Source organism: Pseudomonas sp. FGI182 (assembly GCF_000511325.1).
Classification (GTDB): Bacteria; Pseudomonadota; Gammaproteobacteria; order Pseudomonadales; family Pseudomonadaceae; genus Aquipseudomonas; species Aquipseudomonas putida_Z.
Window position 1 is genome coordinate 1,497,164 of sequence record NZ_CP007012.1, and the last position, 17,454, is coordinate 1,514,617.

Annotated in this window: 17 protein-coding genes and 1 pseudogene; 9 read left to right on the top strand and 9 right to left on the bottom strand. The window is 65.7% G+C overall.

What is annotated here, in order from left to right; all coding sequences use genetic code 11:
• The first annotated feature begins 74 nt into the window (after positions 1-74).
• Positions 75-836, top strand: coding sequence for an SDR family oxidoreductase (locus C163_RS06735; RefSeq protein WP_025338144.1), 762 nt, complete (start codon positions 75-77; stop codon positions 834-836).
• 162 nt (positions 837-998) lie between these two features.
• Here the strand turns inward: C163_RS06735 and C163_RS06740 are convergent, their stop codons facing one another.
• Positions 999-2,156, bottom strand: coding sequence for an MFS transporter (locus tag C163_RS06740; protein ID WP_025338145.1), 1,158 nt, complete (start codon positions 2,154-2,156; stop codon positions 999-1,001).
• 274 nt (positions 2,157-2,430) lie between these two features.
• Between C163_RS06740 and C163_RS06745 the strand changes: the two genes are divergently transcribed.
• The 3 genes and pseudogenes from C163_RS06745 to C163_RS27655 all read left to right on the top strand — a co-directional run bounded on the left by C163_RS06745 (position 2,431) and on the right by C163_RS27655 (position 5,885).
• Positions 2,431-3,828, top strand: coding sequence for a PLP-dependent aminotransferase family protein (locus C163_RS06745; RefSeq protein WP_025338146.1), 1,398 nt, complete (start codon positions 2,431-2,433; stop codon positions 3,826-3,828).
• A 668-nt stretch (positions 3,829-4,496) separates the two neighbouring features.
• Positions 4,497-5,024: pseudogene (locus C163_RS27650) on the top strand (HAMP domain-containing protein); the annotation flags it as partial.
• Positions 5,022-5,885, top strand: coding sequence for a methyl-accepting chemotaxis protein (locus C163_RS27655; protein ID WP_370290417.1), 864 nt, complete (start codon positions 5,022-5,024; stop codon positions 5,883-5,885). The pseudogene C163_RS27650 and the gene C163_RS27655, both read left to right, overlap by 3 nt.
• A 305-nt stretch (positions 5,886-6,190) precedes the next feature.
• Here C163_RS27655 and C163_RS06755 read toward each other — a convergent pair whose 3' ends face one another.
• Positions 6,191-7,381 (bottom strand): benzoate/H(+) symporter BenE family transporter, encoded by a 1,191-nt coding sequence (locus C163_RS06755; protein WP_025338148.1) that lies wholly within the window; start codon positions 7,379-7,381, stop codon positions 6,191-6,193.
• 146 nt (positions 7,382-7,527) lie between these two features.
• Between C163_RS06755 and C163_RS06760 the strand changes: the two genes are divergently transcribed.
• Entirely contained in the window at positions 7,528-8,130 is a 603-nt protein-coding gene (locus C163_RS06760; RefSeq protein WP_025338149.1) for a glutathione S-transferase family protein, read from the top strand.
• Positions 8,131-8,260: 130 nt separating this feature from the next.
• On the opposite strand, the gene C163_RS06765 is transcribed toward C163_RS06760, so the two are convergent.
• The 5 genes from C163_RS06765 to C163_RS06785 all read right to left on the bottom strand — a co-directional run bounded on the left by C163_RS06765 (position 8,261) and on the right by C163_RS06785 (position 11,028).
• On the bottom strand, positions 8,261-8,632 hold the full coding sequence (locus C163_RS06765; RefSeq protein ID WP_025338150.1) for a glutaredoxin domain-containing protein: 372 nt from the start codon (positions 8,630-8,632) through the stop codon (positions 8,261-8,263).
• A 59-nt stretch (positions 8,633-8,691) separates the two neighbouring features.
• A complete protein-coding gene (folE, locus tag C163_RS06770; protein ID WP_013971502.1) occupies positions 8,692-9,237 on the bottom strand; it encodes a GTP cyclohydrolase I FolE in 546 nt (181 codons plus the stop codon).
• 70 nt (positions 9,238-9,307) lie between these two features.
• Positions 9,308-9,868, bottom strand: coding sequence for a Smr/MutS family protein (locus C163_RS06775; RefSeq protein ID WP_025338151.1), 561 nt, complete (start codon positions 9,866-9,868; stop codon positions 9,308-9,310).
• A 163-nt stretch (positions 9,869-10,031) separates the two neighbouring features.
• Positions 10,032-10,352, bottom strand: a complete 321-nt coding sequence (locus C163_RS06780; protein WP_024086500.1) for a hypothetical protein — start codon at positions 10,350-10,352, stop codon at positions 10,032-10,034.
• An 85-nt stretch (positions 10,353-10,437) separates the two neighbouring features.
• A complete protein-coding gene (locus C163_RS06785; RefSeq protein WP_025338152.1) occupies positions 10,438-11,028 on the bottom strand; it encodes a cysteine hydrolase family protein in 591 nt (196 codons plus the stop codon).
• Between the two features lie 180 nt (positions 11,029-11,208).
• Between C163_RS06785 and prmB the strand changes: the two genes are divergently transcribed.
• A complete protein-coding gene (prmB, locus tag C163_RS06790; protein ID WP_015269350.1) occupies positions 11,209-12,117 on the top strand; it encodes a 50S ribosomal protein L3 N(5)-glutamine methyltransferase in 909 nt (302 codons plus the stop codon).
• A 153-nt stretch (positions 12,118-12,270) separates the two neighbouring features.
• Here the strand turns inward: prmB and C163_RS06795 are convergent, their stop codons facing one another.
• On the bottom strand, positions 12,271-13,053 hold the full coding sequence (locus tag C163_RS06795) for a hypothetical protein (protein WP_025338153.1): 783 nt from the start codon (positions 13,051-13,053) through the stop codon (positions 12,271-12,273).
• Positions 13,054-13,267: 214 nt separating this feature from the next.
• Entirely contained in the window at positions 13,268-14,230 is a 963-nt protein-coding gene (locus C163_RS06800) for an alpha/beta hydrolase (RefSeq protein ID WP_025338154.1), read from the bottom strand.
• 236 nt (positions 14,231-14,466) lie between these two features.
• Here C163_RS06800 and aroC point away from each other — a divergent pair, with 236 nt between their 5' ends.
• The 3 genes from aroC (at position 14,467) to C163_RS06815 (ending at position 17,381) form a co-directional block, all read left to right on the top strand.
• Positions 14,467-15,558 carry a chorismate synthase gene (gene aroC, locus C163_RS06805; RefSeq protein ID WP_025338155.1) on the top strand — a complete coding sequence of 364 codons (1,092 nt, stop codon included), beginning with the start codon at positions 14,467-14,469 and terminating at the stop codon, positions 15,556-15,558.
• A 132-nt stretch (positions 15,559-15,690) separates the two neighbouring features.
• Positions 15,691-16,845, top strand: a complete 1,155-nt coding sequence (locus tag C163_RS06810) for an MFS transporter (RefSeq protein WP_025338156.1) — start codon at positions 15,691-15,693, stop codon at positions 16,843-16,845.
• On the top strand, positions 16,845-17,381 hold the full coding sequence (locus C163_RS06815; RefSeq protein WP_025338157.1) for an oxidase: 537 nt from the start codon (positions 16,845-16,847) through the stop codon (positions 17,379-17,381). The genes C163_RS06810 and C163_RS06815 overlap by 1 nt, the downstream gene beginning before the upstream one ends.
• The last annotated feature ends 73 nt before the right edge of the window (positions 17,382-17,454 follow it).

The following is a 17,454-nucleotide window of genomic DNA, read 5'->3' on the forward strand; positions in this document are numbered from 1 at the left end:
GGGTGATGATGCTGCCCGGGCGGGTGGTGGCTGACTATGCTCTGAACCCCACCAAGCACGCTTTGGAGCACGCGATGAGCATGACCTTTTCCGGCCAGGTAGCCCTGGTCACCGGCGGCGCCGCCGGCATCGGCCGGGCAACCGCCCTGGCTTTCGCCCGGGAGGGCCTGAAGGTGGTGGTGGCCGACCTCGACCCGGCCGGTGGCGAGGCAACTGTGGCCCTGATCCACGCTGCGGGCGGGGAGGCGCTGTTCATTGCCTGCGACGTTACCCGTGACGCCGAGGTGCGCCAACTGCACGAGCGCCTGATCGCCGCCTATGGCCGGCTGGACTATGCCTACAACAACGCAGGTATCGAGATAGAGCAGGGCCGCCTGGCCGAGGGCAGCGAGGCGGAGTTCGATGCCATCATGGGCGTCAACGTGAAGGGTGTGTGGCTGTGCATGAAGTACCAGCTGCCGTTGCTGTTGGCCCAGGGCGGTGGGGCCATCGTCAATACCGCTTCGGTGGCGGGCTTGGGCGCGGCGCCGAAGATGAGCATCTACAGCGCCTCCAAGCACGCGGTGATCGGCCTGACCAAGTCGGCGGCCATCGAGTACGCCAAGAAGGGCATCCGGGTGAATGCGGTGTGCCCGGCGGTGATCGACACCGACATGTTCCGCCGCGCCTATGAGGCCGACCCACGCAAGGCCGAGTTTGCCGCTGCCATGCATCCGGTGGGGCGCATTGGCAAGGTCGAGGAAATTGCCAGTGCCGTGCTGTACCTGTGCAGTGATGGCGCGGCGTTTACTACTGGGCATTGCCTGGCGGTGGATGGTGGGGCTACGGCGATCTGAGCCGAAACCGCGTGGCCTTCTTCGCGGGTATATCACTGGCCCTGAGGGCCGTGTAGGAGCGGCCTTGTGTCGCGAGCGGGGTGCGAAGCGCCCCCAAAATCTCAGCTTCGCCGCATGATTTGCCGGGGCTGCTGCGCAGCCCATCGCGACACAAGGCCGCTCCTACACTGACCGCGCTGCCTGTGCGGTTTTCACCGAGCTGGATAGCAATGCCAGCCCTACAACCACACACCCAACCACCAACACCCCACCAAACACCAGCAACGCCAATCGTGACCCCAACCGGTCGCTCAGCAGCCCGGTAAAGATCACCGGCAGGCTGAACCCCAGGTACGCCAGCATGAAGAACCCGGCGCTGGCCCGTGTCTTCTCGCTGCCGGCCAGCTCGTTCACCGCCGCCAGCCCGCCCAGGTAGATAAACCCGTAGCACGCACTACTGGCCGCCACCGCACCCAGCAAGACCGCGTCCAGCTGGCCGCTGTCCGCACCCCAGGCCAGCACGGCATAGCTGCACGGCAATATCACCAGCCCCAGCAGCGTGGCCGTACGGCTGCTGAGGCGCCGGGCCATGGGCTGGAACAACAACCCGCAGCTGATCACGCAAAAGGTCGAGAACCCCGACCAGGCGCTAAGCCCGTGCTGGCGCAGGATACCTGGCAGCAGGGCGATCACCAGCCCCACGCAGGCCCATGCCAGCAAAATGGCCAGGCCATAGGCCACGCTGCCACGGGGGTAGCAGGGCAGGCGCAGCATGGGGTTGCGTGCTGCCGGGCGTGGGTCCGGCAGGCGCCACACCAGCAGCATGGCCAGCGCCGCCAGCAGCAGTTGCAGGTGGAAGCTGCCTGGGGTCAGGCTGGGGCCGCGCAGCAGGAACAGGCTGGTCAGTGCTGCACCCAGGCCAAAGCCCAGCGAGGTGCTGGCGGTAACCCAATTGGCGGCGCGGGCGTTGTCCGCGCCGCCCATCAGTTCACCCATGTAGGCGGTGGCCGTGGCCGAGGCCAGGCCGGTACCCAGGCCGAGGAACAGCCGCGCCAGGCCCAGGGTTTGCAGGCTGGGGGCCAGCAGCATCAGCACGGTGGCGACCATCGACAGGGCCAGTGCGGCGAGCACCAATGGCCGGCGCCCAACCCGGTCGGCCAGCCCGCCCAGGGCCAGTAGCACGGGTAGTACGCCGAGCACATAGCCGGAGAAGGCCACCGCGGTGGCGGCGGCGCCTTGGCCGGAGAGGTCGGCGTAGGTGATGTACAGCGGGGCCTGCAGGTTGACGGCCAGGGTGATCAGGCAGAGGGCGAAGGCCAGGCGGGCCGGGGCGGAGGGCATGGGTAGGGTCCTTGTCTGCAGGTGTAGGAAATCCAGGCATCATGCGGTTCTTGTAGGAGCGGCCTTGTGTCGCGATGGGCTGCGCAGCAGCCCCGAGATCTCCGCTCAAGCACAAATTGCCGGGGCTGCTACGCAGCCCATCGCGACACAAGGCCGCTCCTACAAGAACCGCGTCAGCCGGTTGAATGGTGATAACTCTGATTACCGCCCACCAGACACACCCTTACAGCATTTATGCTTAACTGTTCGCTCAAAACCAGCGAACACTTGCCCCATGCACTTGCCCCTCGACCGCACCAGCACCACCCCGCTGGTACAGCAACTCACCGACCACCTGCAAACCTGGATCGACCAGCAACGCCTGCGCCCCGGCGCGCGCCTGCCGTCTATCCGGGCCTTGGCCCGCAGCCAGGCGGTCAGTGCGTCGTGTGTGATCGAAGCCTACGATCGCCTGGTCGCCAGCGGCTGGCTGGAGGCCCGCCACGGCACTGGCTTTTTCGTCGCCGAGCGCAAACCCGGCCTGGCCGTGGAAGACGCCCAACCCTGGGGCGAGGCCGGCGACGGCAGCTGGCGGCAGTTTCGCGAGGGCCATGACGAGTTGCTCAAGCTGGGCTGTGGCTGGTTGCCCAGCAGTTGGCGCGCCGCCACCGAACTGGCCCAGGCAGTGCGCCAGGTCAGCCGCGGCAACCCACAGGACCTGTTCGACTATTGCCCACCTTTGGGCCTGGCCAGCCTTCGCCAGCAGTTGCACAAGCGCCTGGCGCAGCTGGGCATCGCCGCAGGGCCCGAACGTATCCTCACAACCCACGGCGCCAGCCACGGCCTCGACCTGCTGGTGCGCACCCTGCTGTACCCGGGCGACACGGTGCTGGTGGAAAACCCCGGCTACTACAACCTGTACAACCTGCTGCGCCAGCACCAGGTGCACATGCTGCCGGTGCTGCGCACTGCCGAAGGCCCGGACCTGGCCACCCTCGAAGCCCTGCTGGCGGCGCACAAGCCGCGCTGCCTGTTCATCAACAGCCTGTACCAGAACCCCACCGGCACCAGCCTGACGCCCAAGGTGGCGTATCGCCTGCTGGAGCTGGCCCGCGAGCACGACTTGCGCATCATCGAGGACGATATCTACGCCGACTTCCAGGAAGGCCCGGCCACCCGCCTGGCCACCCTCGACAGCGAACAGCGGGTAATCTACATGGCCAGCTTCTCGAAAACCCTCAGCAGCTCGCTGCGGGTCGGCTACCTGGTCGCCGACCCCGCGTTGCTGGCGCGCCTGGCCGAGTTGAAGATGGTCAGCGGCATCGGCACCTCGCGCTTTGCCGAGCAGGTGGTGGGGCAGATGCTGGCCAACGGCAGCTACCGCAAGAGCGTGCAGCGGTTGCGTGTGCGCCTGGGGCAGCACATGGCCAGGCTGCTCGGCCAGCTGGAACAGGCGGGCTGGCAGGTGTTCTGCGAGCCCTACGGCGGCATGTTCGTCTGGGCCTGCGTGCCGGGCCGGGATTTCGCCAGCCTGGAGCGCCTGGCGCTGGAACACGATGTGCTGCTCACCCCCGGCAGCGCCTTCGATTACCAGGGCGCGGCCAGCGCCTGGCTGCGCATCAATGTCGCCTACGGGCAGGACTCCCGCGCCCAGGCCTTCCTTCAGCACGCAGGGCGACCTCTGGCAAGCTGATAGCGACATGCTCATAGCTATTTGACACTATTCTGACGCCAGGCCCTTGTTCATCGGCTGGCAACGTTGCCACCCTTGGCCTTCGGGATAACCTCGCACGCAGAAGGGGAATCGGCATGGGCGCGAGCAAGCACGGTGTGCTGGCCAACCTGGGCATGGCCCGCAAACTCGGCCTGGGCTTTGCCCTGGTGCTGGTGCTGACCCTGGCGGTGGCGGCCATTGGCATTGCCGCGCTGCACAGCGTTGGCCAGCGCTTCGACAGCTTGCGCCAACTGGCTCAGTTCAATACCGACCTGCTGCGCTTGCGCCAGCACGAGCAGGCCTTTGCCCTGCGCTCCGACCTGCAGCAGGCCGAGGCCTTGCGCAGTGGCCTGCAGGGCCTGGCCGAACGCGCCCGTGGCCTGCCGGCGCTGGCGGCGGCGGAAACCGACCTGGCCGCCTATGGCCAGGCATTCGAGGCCTTTGTCGAAGCGGTGCAGGCCAAGGAGCTGGCGCTGGACATGGCCAGCTGGTCGGTGTCCAGCGTGGCCAACAACCTCGATGTGCTGCAGGCCGGCCTGGCTGATGACGGCGTGTATACCCTCAAGCAGTCCCAGGGCCAGCAGGGCGGCGCGTTCCTCGAGCAGGCCGGGCAGGTGGCGCAGGTGTCGCGGCTGATGCTGCAGGCCATGGACGAAGCGCGGGTACGCCTGGAAAAAAGCCGCAAGGGCGAAGAGGGCGTCAGCCAGGAACGCATCGCCCAGACCGTCGAGGCCGCCAGCCTGGTCAGCCAGTTGCAGGGCGCCGTCAGCGATGCCGGCTACCAGAGTGTGCTGGGCGAAGTGGCGGGGCACATCGGCAGCTTCTCGGAAAAGCTCAACGAATACACTGACCAGCTGGCCCGCGAGCAGGGCTTGAAGGCGCAGTTGCAGGCCAGTGCCGAACAAGTCACCAGCCGGGTCGACCAGGCTTACCTGGGGCAGGAGCAGGCCCTGCAGGGCGAACTGCAACGCAATGCTGTGGCCATCGGCTTGGCTACGGCATTGGCGCTGCTGGTAGGGGTGCTGGCCGCCTGGCTGATCACCCGCGCCGTGGTCGGCCCGCTCAAGCATGTGATTGCCCGCGCCCAGCGCATCGCTGCCGGGGAGTTGAGCTTTGACGCCCAGGCACCACGGCGTGACGAAGTAGGGCAGCTGATGCAGGCCATGCAGCAGATGGCGGCGGGCCTGTCGGGCATTGTCAGCGGTTTGCAGCAGGGCATCGAGCAACTGGCCGGCAATGCGCAGGCGCTGTCGGCGGTGACCGAGCAGACCAACCGCGAGGTGGGCAGCCAGAAGGAAGAGACCGAGCAGGTGGCCACCGCCATGCAACAGATGACCGCCACGGTGCACGATGTGGCGCGTAATGCCGAAGAGGCGGCGCAGGCGGCCCAGGCTGCGGACGAGAAGGTTGATTCCGGGCAGCAGGTGGTGCGCCAGAGCATGCAGCGCATCGAGCAACTGGCGGCGGCGGCGGAGACGGCCAGCGCCGGTATCGACAGCCTCAGTGCCGAGATCCACACCATTGGCGACGTGCTGGAGGTGATCAAGAGCGTGGCCGAGCAGACCAACCTGCTGGCGCTGAATGCTGCTATCGAAGCCGCCCGGGCTGGTGAGCAGGGGCGTGGTTTTGCCGTGGTCGCTGATGAGGTGCGTGCGCTGGCGCGGCGTACCCGGCAGTCTACCGAGCAGATCGAGACCCTGGTCGCCAGCCTGCGTGGCAATGCCCAGCAGTCGGTGGCGCAGATTCGCGGCAGTACCGAGCTGGTGCGTTTGGCGGTGGCCGATGCGCTGCAGACCGAAAGCGCGCTGGGCAGCATCGCGGCGGCGGTGTCGTTGATCCAGCAGATGAACCAGCAGATTGCCGCGGCGGCCGAGCAGCAGAGTTCGGTGGCGGAAGAGATCAGCCGCAGCGTCACGCAGATCCGTGGTAGTGCCGATCAGGCGGCGTTGGCGATGCAGGACAATGCCCGGTCGAGTATCGAGCTGGCACAGTTGGGGACCGATCTGAAGGGAATGGTGGGGCATTTCAGGCTTTAGGTGCCTGGCGTGGGATTTTCGTTGGTGTTGAGATCGAGCGCCGCCCGCGCGGCGCTTCGCGGGGCAAGCCCGCTCCCACATTTGTTGCAACGTGCCGAACCTGACAAGCCATGGTTGCCAGCCTTGGTGGGCTGGCTGGATTTCTGAGTTGGCACTGTTGCCGCCTTTTCTGTCTCAAGCCATGCACCAGGGCTGACAACGCTTCTCCCACAGGCATGGTCACGTTGCAACAAATGTGGGAGCGGGCTTGCCCCGCGAAGCGCCGCGCGGGCGGCGCTCGATCTCAACCCCACCCCAATCTACCGTCATACCCTACGTGGGTTCAAAATCACCAAGGCCAGTACCCCCGCCACAATCCCCCAGAACGCCGAACCAATCGAGAACAAGGTCAGCCCCGAAGCGGTCACCATGAAGGTAATCACCGCCGCCTCCCGCTCACGCGCTTCGCTCATGGCCACGGTCAGCCCGTTCATGATCGAGCCGAACAGCGCCAGCGCCGCAATCGACAGCACCAGCTCCTTCGGCAGCGCCGCAAACAACGCCGCCAAGGTCGCGCCGAACACCCCGGCAATGCCATAGAAAATCCCGCACCAGACCGCCGCGGTATAGCGCTTGGCCGGGTCTTCATGGGCATGCGGCCCGGTGCAGATCGCCGCGCTGATCGCCGCCAGGTTGACCCCGTGCGAGCCGAACGGTGCCAGCAGCAGCGAGGCAAAGCCGGTGGCCGAGATCAGCGGCGAGGCTGGCACCTGGTAGCCGTCCGCGCGCAGCACGGCCACACCCGGCATGTTCTGCGAGGTCATCGCCACCACGAACAGCGGAATGCCAATGCTGATGGTCGCCGCCAGCGAGAAGCTTGGCGTGGTCCACACCGGCGTGGCCGCTTCCAGGCGGAAGCCGCTGAAGTCCAGCAGGCCCAGGGCGCCGGACAGCACCGTGCCCACCAGCAACGCGGCCAGTACGCAGTAACGCGGCGACAGGCGCTTGACCAGCAGGTAGCTGAAGAACATGCCCAGTACCAGCAAGGTGCGGTGCTGGGCGGCAACGAAGATTTCGCTGCCGATCTTGAACAGGATGCCCGCCAGCAGCGCCGAGGCCAGCGAGGCCGGGATGCGCTTGACCAGGCGCTCGAAGCTGCCGGTCAGGCCACAGATCAGCACCAGCACGGCACAGGTGATGTAGGCGCCGATCGCCTCGCCATAGCTGACTCCGCCCAGGCTAGTGATCAGCAGGGCGGCGCCGGGGGTGGACCAGGCCACTGTGATCGGCGTGCGATAACGCAGCGACAGGCCGATGCTGCACACCGCCATGCCGATCGACAACGCCCAGATCCATGACGAAATCTGCGCGCTGGTCAGCCCGGCAGCCTGGCCGGCCTGGAACATCAGCACCAGCGAGCTGGTATAGCCGGTGAGCATGGCGATGAAGCCGGCGACCACCGCCGACGGGGAGCTGTCTGCCAGGGGCCGCAGGCGTGCGGAAGTGGCATCGGTCATGAACAAAATCCTTGTAAAGGTGTAAGCAGTTTTTTCAGACTACAGCGAGCAAGGTTGATCCTTGCCATACAGCGGCCATTGCTTTTAGCCGTACAGTCGCCAACTATTGGGCGCAAATGCAGAACTGCTTGGGGAGTGGAGGGGCGATGTACAAGGTCTATGGCGACTACCAGTCGGGCAACTGTTACAAGGTCAAGCTGATGTTGAGCCTGCTGGGCCGGCCATATGAATGGCACCCGGTGGACATCCTCAAGGGCGAGACCGAAACGCCCGAGTTCCTGGCGATGAACCCCAACGGCAAGGTGCCGGTGCTGGAGTTGGAAGACGGCAGCTACCTGTGGGAGTCCAATGCCATTCTCAACTTCCTGGCCGATGGCAGCGAGTTTCTGCCCACCGAGCCACGCCTGCGCACCCAGGTGTTGCAGTGGCAGTTCTTCGAGCAGTACAGCCATGAGCCGTACATTGCCGTGGCGCGTTTCATCCAGTTCTACCTGGGGTTGCCGGACGAGCGCCTGGAGGAGTACCGCAAGCTGCACAAGGGCGGTTACAAGGCCCTGAGGGTGATGGAGCGGCAGCTGCAGATGACGCCATACCTGGTCGGCGAACAGTATTCGATTGCCGATGTGGCGTTGTATGCCTACACCCATGTGGCGCAGCAGGGCGGGTTCGACCTGGCCGACTACCCGGCAGTGAGGGCCTGGCTGGAGCGGGTCAGCAGCCATCCACGGCATGTGCCGATGGTGGGCTAGTTTCTAGCCTGTGCCGGCCTCTTCGCGGGCATGCCCGCTCCCACAGGTATTCCACAATATTCAGCCCTGTGGTGAACCTGTGGGAGCGGGCGTGCCCGCGAAAGGGCCAGTACAGGCCGCCTGCAAACGGTCAGGCCGAAGCGAACCGCTCATCCAGGTAGGCAATGATCGCCTTGGACTCATACATCCAGGTCACCTTGCCCGCGTCTTCAATGCGCAGGCACGGCACTTTCACCCGGCCGCCACCTTCCTGCAGGGCCTGGCGGTGCACCGGGTCGTTCTTGGCATCGCGCAGCGCCACCGGCACGTTCAAACGGTGCAGGGTACGGCGGGTCTTGACGCAGAACGGGCAGGCGTGGAACTGGTACAGCGCCAGGCCCTGGGCCGCTTGCTCGACGCGGGCCTGGGCGGCGGCGTCGCGCTTGCGCTTGGCCGGGCGGCTGATCCAGTCGCCGAACACGATGAGCTGGCCGAGGCCAACCCGCAGGGCTTTGACGATCATGGGCAACTCCTGAAATGAAAAAGCCGACCCGGCAGGGTCGGCTCGGGGTCAGCAGCCAATCACTTGATCAGGCTGAGGAACTCGCTGCGGGTGGCGGCGTTTTCGCGGAACTCACCCAGCATCACCGAGGTGATCATGGTCGAGTTCTGCTTCTCGACACCGCGCATCATCATGCACATGTGCTTGGCTTCGATGACCACGGCAACACCGGCGGCGCCGGTTACCTGCTGCACGGCCTCGGCAACCTGGCGGCTGAGGTTTTCCTGGATCTGCAGGCGGCGAGCGTACATGTCGACGATGCGCGCCACCTTCGACAGGCCCAGTACCTTGCCCTTGGGCAGGTAGGCCACGTGCGCCTTGCCGATGAACGGCAGCATGTGGTGTTCGCACATCGAATACAGCTCGATGTCCCGGACCAGCACCATTTCGCTGTTGTCAGAGCTGAACAGCGCGTTGTTGGTGACTTCTTCCAGTGTTTGCTCATAACCGCGGCAAAGGTACTTCATCGCCTTTGCAGCCCGCTTGGGCGTGTCGAGCAGGCCCTCACGGGAGACGTCCTCGCCAATCTGGCTGAGGATCTCGGTGTAGTTCTGTTCCAGGGACATGGATCTACCTGTGGGAAAAAATCGCAAAAACGAAGGGTACGGCGGTGAGGGCGGCGCTGCAAGCGCGGCGTTACTCCTCGCGGCCTTCGAGCATGGTTCGCTTGAGCATCACATACACCGCGCCGGTGCCGCCATGGCGGGCGTTGCACGAGGCAAAACCGAGCACCTGCGGGTGCTGGCGCAGCCAGGTGTTGACGTGGCTCTTGATCATCGGGCGCTTGCCGTCCAGGCGCGCGGCCTTGCCGTGGGTAACCCGCACGCAGCGTACTTCCAGTTTGGTGGCTTCGGCGATGAAGTCCCACAGGGTTTCGCGGGCCTTTTCCACGGTCATGCCATGCAGGTCGAGGCTGCCCTCGAACGGGATCTGCCCCAGCTTCAGCTTGCGCAGCTGGCCTTCCTGCACGCCGTCGCGGCGCCACAGCAGCTCGTCTTCGGCGCCAACGTCGATGACGAACTGGTCGGACATGCCGTCGATAACCAGCGCCTTGTCACTGCGCACGGTCGCCGCCTGGCGCAGGCCGGCCAGCTTCTGGCGGTCGGCCTTGGGCTTGCCGACTTCGGCGCGGTCGTGCGTGATCGGTTTGACACCGCGCACTTCGGCCTTGAACAGGGAAAAATCGTCGTCTTGCATGATGCCTCCACGTGGGCGGCGTAGTTTACGCGACTGTGGGGCCTTGTGCAGCCTGTGTGGGCCCTATCGCCGGCAAGCCGGCTCCCACAGGATTACCAAGGGCCTGAGGACTTGTGGGGTACCTGTGGGAGCTGGCTTGCCGGCGATAGGGCCGGTACAGGTTTCAGTCATGCTTCTTCATCAGGTGCGGCGACAGGTTCAGTTCCCGCCCGCGGCGCAGGCGAATGCGGCTGCGCCGCCAGAAGCGCACGCCCAGCCAAAGCAGCAGCAGGCCGGCCACGGTGAGGATGCCGGCCAGCGGTTTGTTGGCATTGAGCTCCGCCAGGGCAGGGTAGTTGCCCAGCAGGCCGGCGACCCCGGCCATCGCCAGCAGCACGCCAAGGGTCGCCAGCATGGCCGACAGGCCGGCCGCCAGGCGGGCGCCCCAGTTACGCGGTTCGCGCGGGCGCAGGCGCTTGGCGTCGAAACTGCCTTTGAGCTTCATTCCGCTCTCCTCTGTGGATATCCGGAATTCGACCTGGAGCCGCCCATCGGGTTCCGCCCGGCTGCCGGGCGGTTGTACCAGCCGATCAGATCAGGCTGGCGGTGGGGGCCACGCAAGCGAAGTTGTCGGCCATCACGGCCATTTCGCACTGGTGGATCTGCGCGGCCGGGATCACCCCATCCTTGAATGCCAGGTCGCGGGTCGCCGAAGCGTCTTCCACCAGGGTGCAGCGGTAACCATAGTCCTTGGCGCGGCGTACCGTGGTGCTGACGCTGGAGTGGCTCATGAAGCCGCAGACGATCAGGTCCAGGTGGCCCAGCGCCTGCAGGGTCTCATGCAGTTGGGTGTTCTTGAATGCATTGGGCATGCGTTTTTCGATGACGATTTCGCCTTCCAGCGGCTCCAGCCCCGGAATGAACTGGCCGGCCGGCCCTTGTGGGTCGAAGCGGCCACCGACAGTGCCCAGGTGGCGAACGTGGATGATCGGACGGCCGCTCTTGCGCGCGGCGTCGAGCAACCTGGCGATGTTGGCCACGGCCTCGTCCATGCCCGACAGCGCCAGGGGCCCGCTGAGGTACTCCTTTTGCGCATCGATGATGATCAGGCTGGCGTGGCTCAGCTTGGCCGGCGGGTAGTCGCGGCCAGTGAGGCGAAACATCGTGGTTGGAACGGACATCAAGGGCTCCTTGGATAGGGCTTTTGTATACCTATTCTCCCCTGCCTTGGCGCCAATGGGAATGGTTGACAACGCAAGCGGCATGGTTACTGGCTTGTGGCTAGCCATTGGGTAAGGCAAAGGAACAAATGTGCGGGTGGGGCTGTTAGACTTTTGTCCGGTCTGAATTAGGAGTACCCCGTGATCACATCCCGCCTGCGCACGCTGCGCGACTACATCCGCTGGGCGGTCAGCCGCTTCCACGAGCACGACCTGTTCTTCGGCCACGGTGCCGACAACGCCTGGGACGAGGCCCGCCTGTTGGTACTGGGGGCGGTTCACCTGCCGTGGGAGGTGGCCGACAGCTACCTGGACTGCATGCTCGAGGACGACGAGCGGGTACGCCTGCAGCACCTGCTGAAGCGCCGTATCGAAGAACGCGTGCCGGCCGCCTACCTGCTGGGCGAGGCCTGGTTCTGCGGCATGTCGTTCATCGTCGACGAGCGCGTGCTGGTGCCGCGTTCGCCGATTGGCGAGCTGATCGAGAAACGCTTCGAGCCGTGGCTGGCGAGCGAGCCGGCGCGCATTCTCGACCTGTGCACCGGTTCTGGCTGCATCGGCATCGTTGCCGCCGATGTGTTCCCCGAGGCCGAGGTAGTGCTGGCCGACCTGTCGTTCGAAGCGCTCGAAGTGGCCAACCAGAACATCGAACGCCACGGCCTGGACGGGCGCGTGTACACCGTGCAGGGCGACGGTTTTGGCGGTTTGCCGGGGCAGCGTTTCGACCTGATCCTGTCCAACCCGCCGTATGTCGATGCCGAAGACTTCGACGACATGCCGGCCGAATACCACCACGAGCCCGAGTTGGGCCTGGCCTGCGGCAACGATGGCCTGGACCTGGTGCGGCGCATGCTGGCCGAAGCGGCGGATCACCTGACTGACAAGGGCTTGCTGATTGTCGAGGTGGGCAACAGCCAGGTGCATGTCGAGGCGCTGTACCCCGAAGTGGACTTTGCCTGGCTGGAGTTCGAGCGCGGCGGGCATGGGGTGTTCATGCTGACTGCCGAGCAGTGCCGCCAGCATCAGGAACTGTTCAAGGCCCGGGTCTGATTCATTGGGGCTGCGTTGCAGCCCATCGCGACACAAGGCCGCTCCTACAGGGATACGCGTCATCCCTGTGCTACGCGATCTCCTGTAGGAGCGGCCTTGTGTCGCGATGGGCCGCAAAGCGGCCCCAATTCCTAACGGCTAGGCGACGCGATGTCAGCGCGTGGCAATCCAGATCAGCAGCCCCGCCTGGAACACCGCAAACGCCACCAGGCAGGTGATGGTAAAGCGCAACCCGCTGTCCTCACGCTGGTACTTGGCAACCCGTTCATCCCGCTCACGCAGTTGCCCTTCCTTTTCCTGCAACTGCTGGTCAGCCTGCTGCAGCAGGCCGGCAGCATCCAGTATCCCCACTCGCTGCAAGCGCTCGCTGTTCCACGCGCCCTTGAGCTGGCCCACCGTCATTTCCACGGTACGGCCCTTCAGATGCTGGCTGTCCTCGTACTCCACCTCGATACCCATGCCGCGCAGGCAGTGGTCACGACGCAGGCGTGAGTCTTCGTTCAGCGCATCCTTGCTCGGCAGCGCCATGCCCTCGATCTGGTAGTGCGACCAATTGCGCTGCAGCCACTGCGCGGCCTGGGCCAGCAAGAAGCGGCCGATGCCACGGTTCAGCGGCTCCAGTTGCAGGCCATGTTCATTGCCAATGCGCACCCGGCGCGCGGTGTGGTCGACGCGAATGTCCAGTCGGTTCTGTTCCTTGTGCACCTTCTGCCCGGGCAACTGGATTTCCATGCGCAACAGGCTGTGGGCCTTGTCGTGGCGTTCGGCATAACCGAACTGCACAAAGCGCAGCGGCCGTGCGCCGGTGTTGCGGTCGGTGGGCAGGGCGGCCAGGCGCAACAGCTGGAAATGTTCGGCGGCCAGCTCGGCCCAGGGCAGGGCGGTGCTTTCCTCGGGCTCTTCGGCCGGCTCTACGGCGGCGGGGGCGGTTGTCATCAGGGCTTGTCCTCAAGTGCGTGCCGGCTGCAAGAGGGGGCACTGCGTGCCCCTTTCGCGACGCAAGGCCGCTCCTACAGAGGATCGCGCATCGCAGAGACGACGCGTAACGCTGTAGGAGCGGCCTTGTGTCGCGAAGGGCCGCGCAGCGGCCCCAATTTTCGCCGTTATCCACCCTATCGGCAGAAGCGCCCAGGACCTGAGCCTATTTCCCTTACGCCGAAGGCAAATGCTGGATAAACGTCACAATCTGCTCGCCAAGCTCCCTTGCCAGCGGCAGTTCAGGGTTGAGGTAGCTGTCGCGCTGCTGGCTCATTGCCTTGGGGCTGATGCGCAGCATGTGGTTCATGCCATCGATCAGCACCAGTTGGGCATCCGGCTTGGCAGCCTTCAGCCGTTCGGCGTCGACCACGCCCACCTGCACGTCGTTGCGCCCCTGCACAATGAGCGCGGGCATGGGCAGGCGGGCAAAGGCCGCCGCCGGGTTCTGCTGGAACAGCGAAATCAGGTAGGGCTGCACGCTGGGGCGGAACACCTGGCGCAGCGGCGCCGGCACCTCCAGGCTGGTCTGCCCGGCCTGCAGGCGGTCGAGCAGGGCGCTGCCACCGGCCAGTTGTGCCGGCGGCAGGCGCTGGGCCAGCTGTTCGCGCAGCACCTCGGCCAGCGGCCGGCCGCTGCCGGCCAGGGTAATCACCGCGCTGGCGCCGGCCTGCTCGGCGGCCAGGCTGGCGATCAGCGCGCCTTCGCTGTGGCCGATCAGGATCAACGGGCCAAAGCGCGGGTCGGCCTTGAGCTTTTGGCTCCAGGCAACCACGTCGGCCACGTAGCGCTCCACGCTCAGGTCACGCTCGTCGGGCGTGGCCGGCTGGCTGGCGGCCACCCCGCGCTTGTCGTAGCGCACGCTGGCGATGTGCTCGTTGGCCAGCAGCAGGGCCAGGCGCTTGAGGTTGTCGACCCGGCCTGACGCCGGGTTGTTGCCGTCTCGGTCGGTGGGGCCGGAGCCGGCGATGATCAGCACCACCGGTGGCGGGGTGGGCTGTTGCGGCAGCAGCAGGCTGCCGTGCAGCACGCCCTGGCCGGTGTCGAGGTCGATCGGGCGTTGCAGCACGGTGGGGGCGGCGGCCTGGGCCAGACCGGTGCACAGCAGGAAGAAGAGGGCGACGAGGCGCGACATCATGCGGTACTACATGGGGAGATGAGGGTTTGACCCAGTGTTTGCGGGAAGGTTCGAAGGGGAGGTTGCCTGTACTGGCCTCTTCGCGGGTAAACCCGCTCCCACAGGTACAGCACAATTTTCGCATCCTGTGACTGCCCTGTGGGAGCGGGTTTACCCGCGAAGAGGCCAGCACAGGCGATCAATCCATCTGTATACTGCCGCTTTCGTTCACTTCAGGCAGATCTCGCGGAGCGTCCATGTCCGGCAATACCTACGGCAAGCTGTTCACTGTCACCACCGCTGGCGAGAGCCATGGCCCGGCGTTGGTCGCCATTGTCGATGGATGCCCACCGGGCCTGGAAATTTCCCTCGCCGACCTGCAGCACGACCTCGACCGGCGCAAGCCCGGCACCAGCCGGCACACCACCCAGCGCCAGGAAGCCGACGAGGTGGAGATCCTCTCCGGCGTGTTCGAAGGCCGCACCACCGGCTGCTCGATCGGCCTGCTGATCCGCAACACCGACCAGAAGTCCAAGGACTACTCGGCGATCAAGGACCTGTTCCGCCCGGCCCACGCCGACTACACCTACCACCACAAGTACGGGATCCGCGACTACCGCGGCGGTGGCCGCAGCTCGGCCCGTGAAACCGCCATGCGCGTGGCCGCCGGTGCCATCGCCAAGAAATACCTGGCCACCCAGGGCATCACCGTGCGCGGCTACATGAGCCAGTTGGGCCCGATCGAAATCCCGTTCAAGACCTGGGAGTCGGTGGAGCAGAATGCCTTCTTCAGCCCAGACCCGAGCAAAGTGCCGGAGCTGGAGGCCTACATGGACCAGCTGCGCCGTGACCAGGACTCGGTGGGTGCCAAGATCACCGTGGTCGCCGAAGGCGTCATGCCGGGCCTGGGCGAGCCAATCTTCGACCGCCTCGACGCCGAACTGGCCCATGCGCTGATGAGCATCAACGCGGTCAAGGGCGTGGAAATCGGCGCCGGCTTCGCCAGCGTGGCCCAGCGCGGCACCGAGCACCGTGACGAACTGACCCCGGAGGGCTTCCTCAGCAACAACGCTGGCGGCATCCTCGGCGGTATTTCCTCGGGCCAGCCGATCGTTGCTCACCTGGCGCTGAAGCCGACCTCCAGCATCACCACCCCGGGCCGCTCCATCGACATCGACGGCAACCCGGTGGACGTCATCACCAAAGGCCGCCACGACCCGTGCGTGGGCATCCGCGCCACGCCGATCGCCGAGGCGATGATGGCCATCGCGCTGATGGACCACCTGCTGCGCCACCGCGCGCAGAATGCCGATGTGAAGGTGAATACCCCGGTGCTGGGCCAGCTCTGATTCCCCCGTACCGGCCTCTTCGCGGGCGCGCCCGCTCCCACAGGAATATCACTGGGCCTGAGGGCAGTGAGGTTCCTGTGGGAGCGGGTTTACCCGCGAAGAGGCCGGCACAGGTCCCCACAAGGCCACCCCATGCAACCAATCCCCTACTGGCGCCTGTCCAGCTTCTATCTGTTCTACTTCGCCCTGCTCGGTTCCACCGCCCCGTTCCTGGCGCTGTACTTCGACCATCTGGGCTTCTCTCCAGCACGCATCGGCGAGCTGGTGGCCATCCCCATGCTCATGCGCTGCATCGCCCCCAACCTGTGGGGCTGGCTGGGTGACCGCACCGGCCGGCGCCTGCTGATCGTGCGCCTGGGCGCATTGTCGACCCTGGCCACCTTCGCCCTGATCTTCCTAGGCAAAAGCTACGCCTGGCTGGCGCTGGTCATGGCCCTGCACGCGTTCTTCTGGCATGCGGTGCTGCCGCAGTTCGAGGTCATCACCCTGGCTCACCTGCACGGGCAAACCGCGCGCTACAGCCAGGTGCGCCTCTGGGGCTCGATCGGCTTCATCCTCACCGTGGTCGGCCTGGGCCGGCTGTTCGAGTGGCTGAGCCTGGATATCTACCCGGTGGCGCTGGTCACGATCATGGCCGGCATCGTCGCCGCCAGCCTGTGGGTACCCAATGCCCAGCCGGTGGAGCAGGGCGAGCGCAGCGGCGCGGGCGGCTTCCTGCAGCAGCTGCGGGCGCCCGGTGTGATCGCGTTCTACGCCTGCGTGGCACTGATGCAACTCAGCCACGGGCCGTACTACACCTTCCTCACCCTGCACCTGGAACATCTGGGCTATGCCCGGGGTGCCATTGGCTTGCTGTGGGCACTGGGGGTGGTGGCCGAAGTACTGGTGTTCATGGCCATGAGCCGCATCTTCGCGCGCTTTTCGGTGCAACAGGTGCTGCTGGCCAGCTTCGTGCTGGCGGCGCTGCGCTGGCTGTTGCTGGGCAACCTGGCCGGCGAGCCGGCGGTGCTGGTGTTCGCCCAGGTGCTGCATGCTGCCACCTTCGGCTGCTTCCATGCCGCCAGCATCGCTTTCGTCCAGGCAAGCTTCGGCGCCCGCCAGCAGGGCCAGGGCCAGGCGCTGTATGCGGCGCTGTCGGGCACTGGCGGTGCGCTGGGGGCGTTGTATTCGGGTTACAGCTGGAAACTGCTGGGGCCCACCTTCACCTTTGGTATGGCCAGTGCCGCAGCCTTGGCTGCAGCCGTTATCATTGCCCTTTGTTCGCAACCGACCAGGACCCGCCCCTGATGAGCATTCTCAGCGTTTTCCACCCCTCCAGCCCGGAACTGCCGAACAAGGTGCTGACCCACCACGACGACATCGCCGCCACCCTGGCCGAGCAGGGCGTGCGCTTTACCCAGGCCGAGCATGGCCTGCGGGTGCGCCCGGGCACGGCCCAGGACGAGGTGCTGGAGACCTGTCGCGATCACCTGGACCAGTTGATGACGGCGCATGGCAGCAAAGCCTTCGTGGTGCTCAACCGTGACGGCGAGGCCCCGGCGCAGGTGGACGTGCGGGATGAGCATGTGCATGACGCCGACGAGGTGTTTGCCATGATCAGCGGGCGGGCGCAGGTTGGCCTGCGTTTGGGGGATTGGGTGTATTCGGTGCTGTGCGAGAAGGGTGACCAGCTGGTAGTGCCAGCGGGGACCCGGCGCTGGATCGAGCTGGGCGATGCGCCGTTTTGCCTGGCGTTGCGGTTGTATGGCAGCGAGCAGGGGATGCAGCCGAGGTTTACCGGGGATGTGACTGCGCGGGCGTTTCTGGGCATTGATGAGTTGTAAGGCTTTGCCGGCCTCTTCGCAGCACAAGGCTGCTCCTACAAGTAAAACGCGAAGCCTGAGGTCGACGCGGGCA

What these genes read in the sequence shown, in the direction of transcription:
- C163_RS06735 (WP_025338144.1), top strand. Translation starts at nt 75, where the DNA reads ATGAGCATGACCTTTTCCGGCCAGGTAGCCCTGGTCACCGGCGGCGCC.
- C163_RS06740 (WP_025338145.1), bottom strand. Translation starts at nt 2,156, where the DNA reads ATGCCCTCCGCCCCGGCCCGCCTGGCCTTCGCCCTCTGCCTGATCACC.
- C163_RS06745 (WP_025338146.1), top strand. Translation starts at nt 2,431, where the DNA reads ATGCACTTGCCCCTCGACCGCACCAGCACCACCCCGCTGGTACAGCAA.
- C163_RS27655 (WP_370290417.1), top strand. Translation starts at nt 5,022, where the DNA reads ATGGCGGCGGGCCTGTCGGGCATTGTCAGCGGTTTGCAGCAGGGCATC.
- C163_RS06755 (WP_025338148.1), bottom strand. Translation starts at nt 7,381, where the DNA reads ATGACCGATGCCACTTCCGCACGCCTGCGGCCCCTGGCAGACAGCTCC.
- C163_RS06760 (WP_025338149.1), top strand. Translation starts at nt 7,528, where the DNA reads ATGTACAAGGTCTATGGCGACTACCAGTCGGGCAACTGTTACAAGGTC.
- C163_RS06765 (WP_025338150.1), bottom strand. Translation starts at nt 8,632, where the DNA reads ATGATCGTCAAAGCCCTGCGGGTTGGCCTCGGCCAGCTCATCGTGTTC.
- folE (WP_013971502.1), bottom strand. Translation starts at nt 9,237, where the DNA reads ATGTCCCTGGAACAGAACTACACCGAGATCCTCAGCCAGATTGGCGAG.
- C163_RS06775 (WP_025338151.1), bottom strand. Translation starts at nt 9,868, where the DNA reads ATGCAAGACGACGATTTTTCCCTGTTCAAGGCCGAAGTGCGCGGTGTC.
- C163_RS06780 (WP_024086500.1), bottom strand. Translation starts at nt 10,352, where the DNA reads ATGAAGCTCAAAGGCAGTTTCGACGCCAAGCGCCTGCGCCCGCGCGAA.
- C163_RS06785 (WP_025338152.1), bottom strand. Translation starts at nt 11,028, where the DNA reads ATGTCCGTTCCAACCACGATGTTTCGCCTCACTGGCCGCGACTACCCG.
- C163_RS06795 (WP_025338153.1), bottom strand. Translation starts at nt 13,053, where the DNA reads ATGACAACCGCCCCCGCCGCCGTAGAGCCGGCCGAAGAGCCCGAGGAA.
- C163_RS06800 (WP_025338154.1), bottom strand. Translation starts at nt 14,230, where the DNA reads ATGATGTCGCGCCTCGTCGCCCTCTTCTTCCTGCTGTGCACCGGTCTG.
- aroC (WP_025338155.1), top strand. Translation starts at nt 14,467, where the DNA reads ATGTCCGGCAATACCTACGGCAAGCTGTTCACTGTCACCACCGCTGGC.
- C163_RS06810 (WP_025338156.1), top strand. Translation starts at nt 15,691, where the DNA reads ATGCAACCAATCCCCTACTGGCGCCTGTCCAGCTTCTATCTGTTCTAC.
- C163_RS06815 (WP_025338157.1), top strand. Translation starts at nt 16,845, where the DNA reads ATGAGCATTCTCAGCGTTTTCCACCCCTCCAGCCCGGAACTGCCGAAC.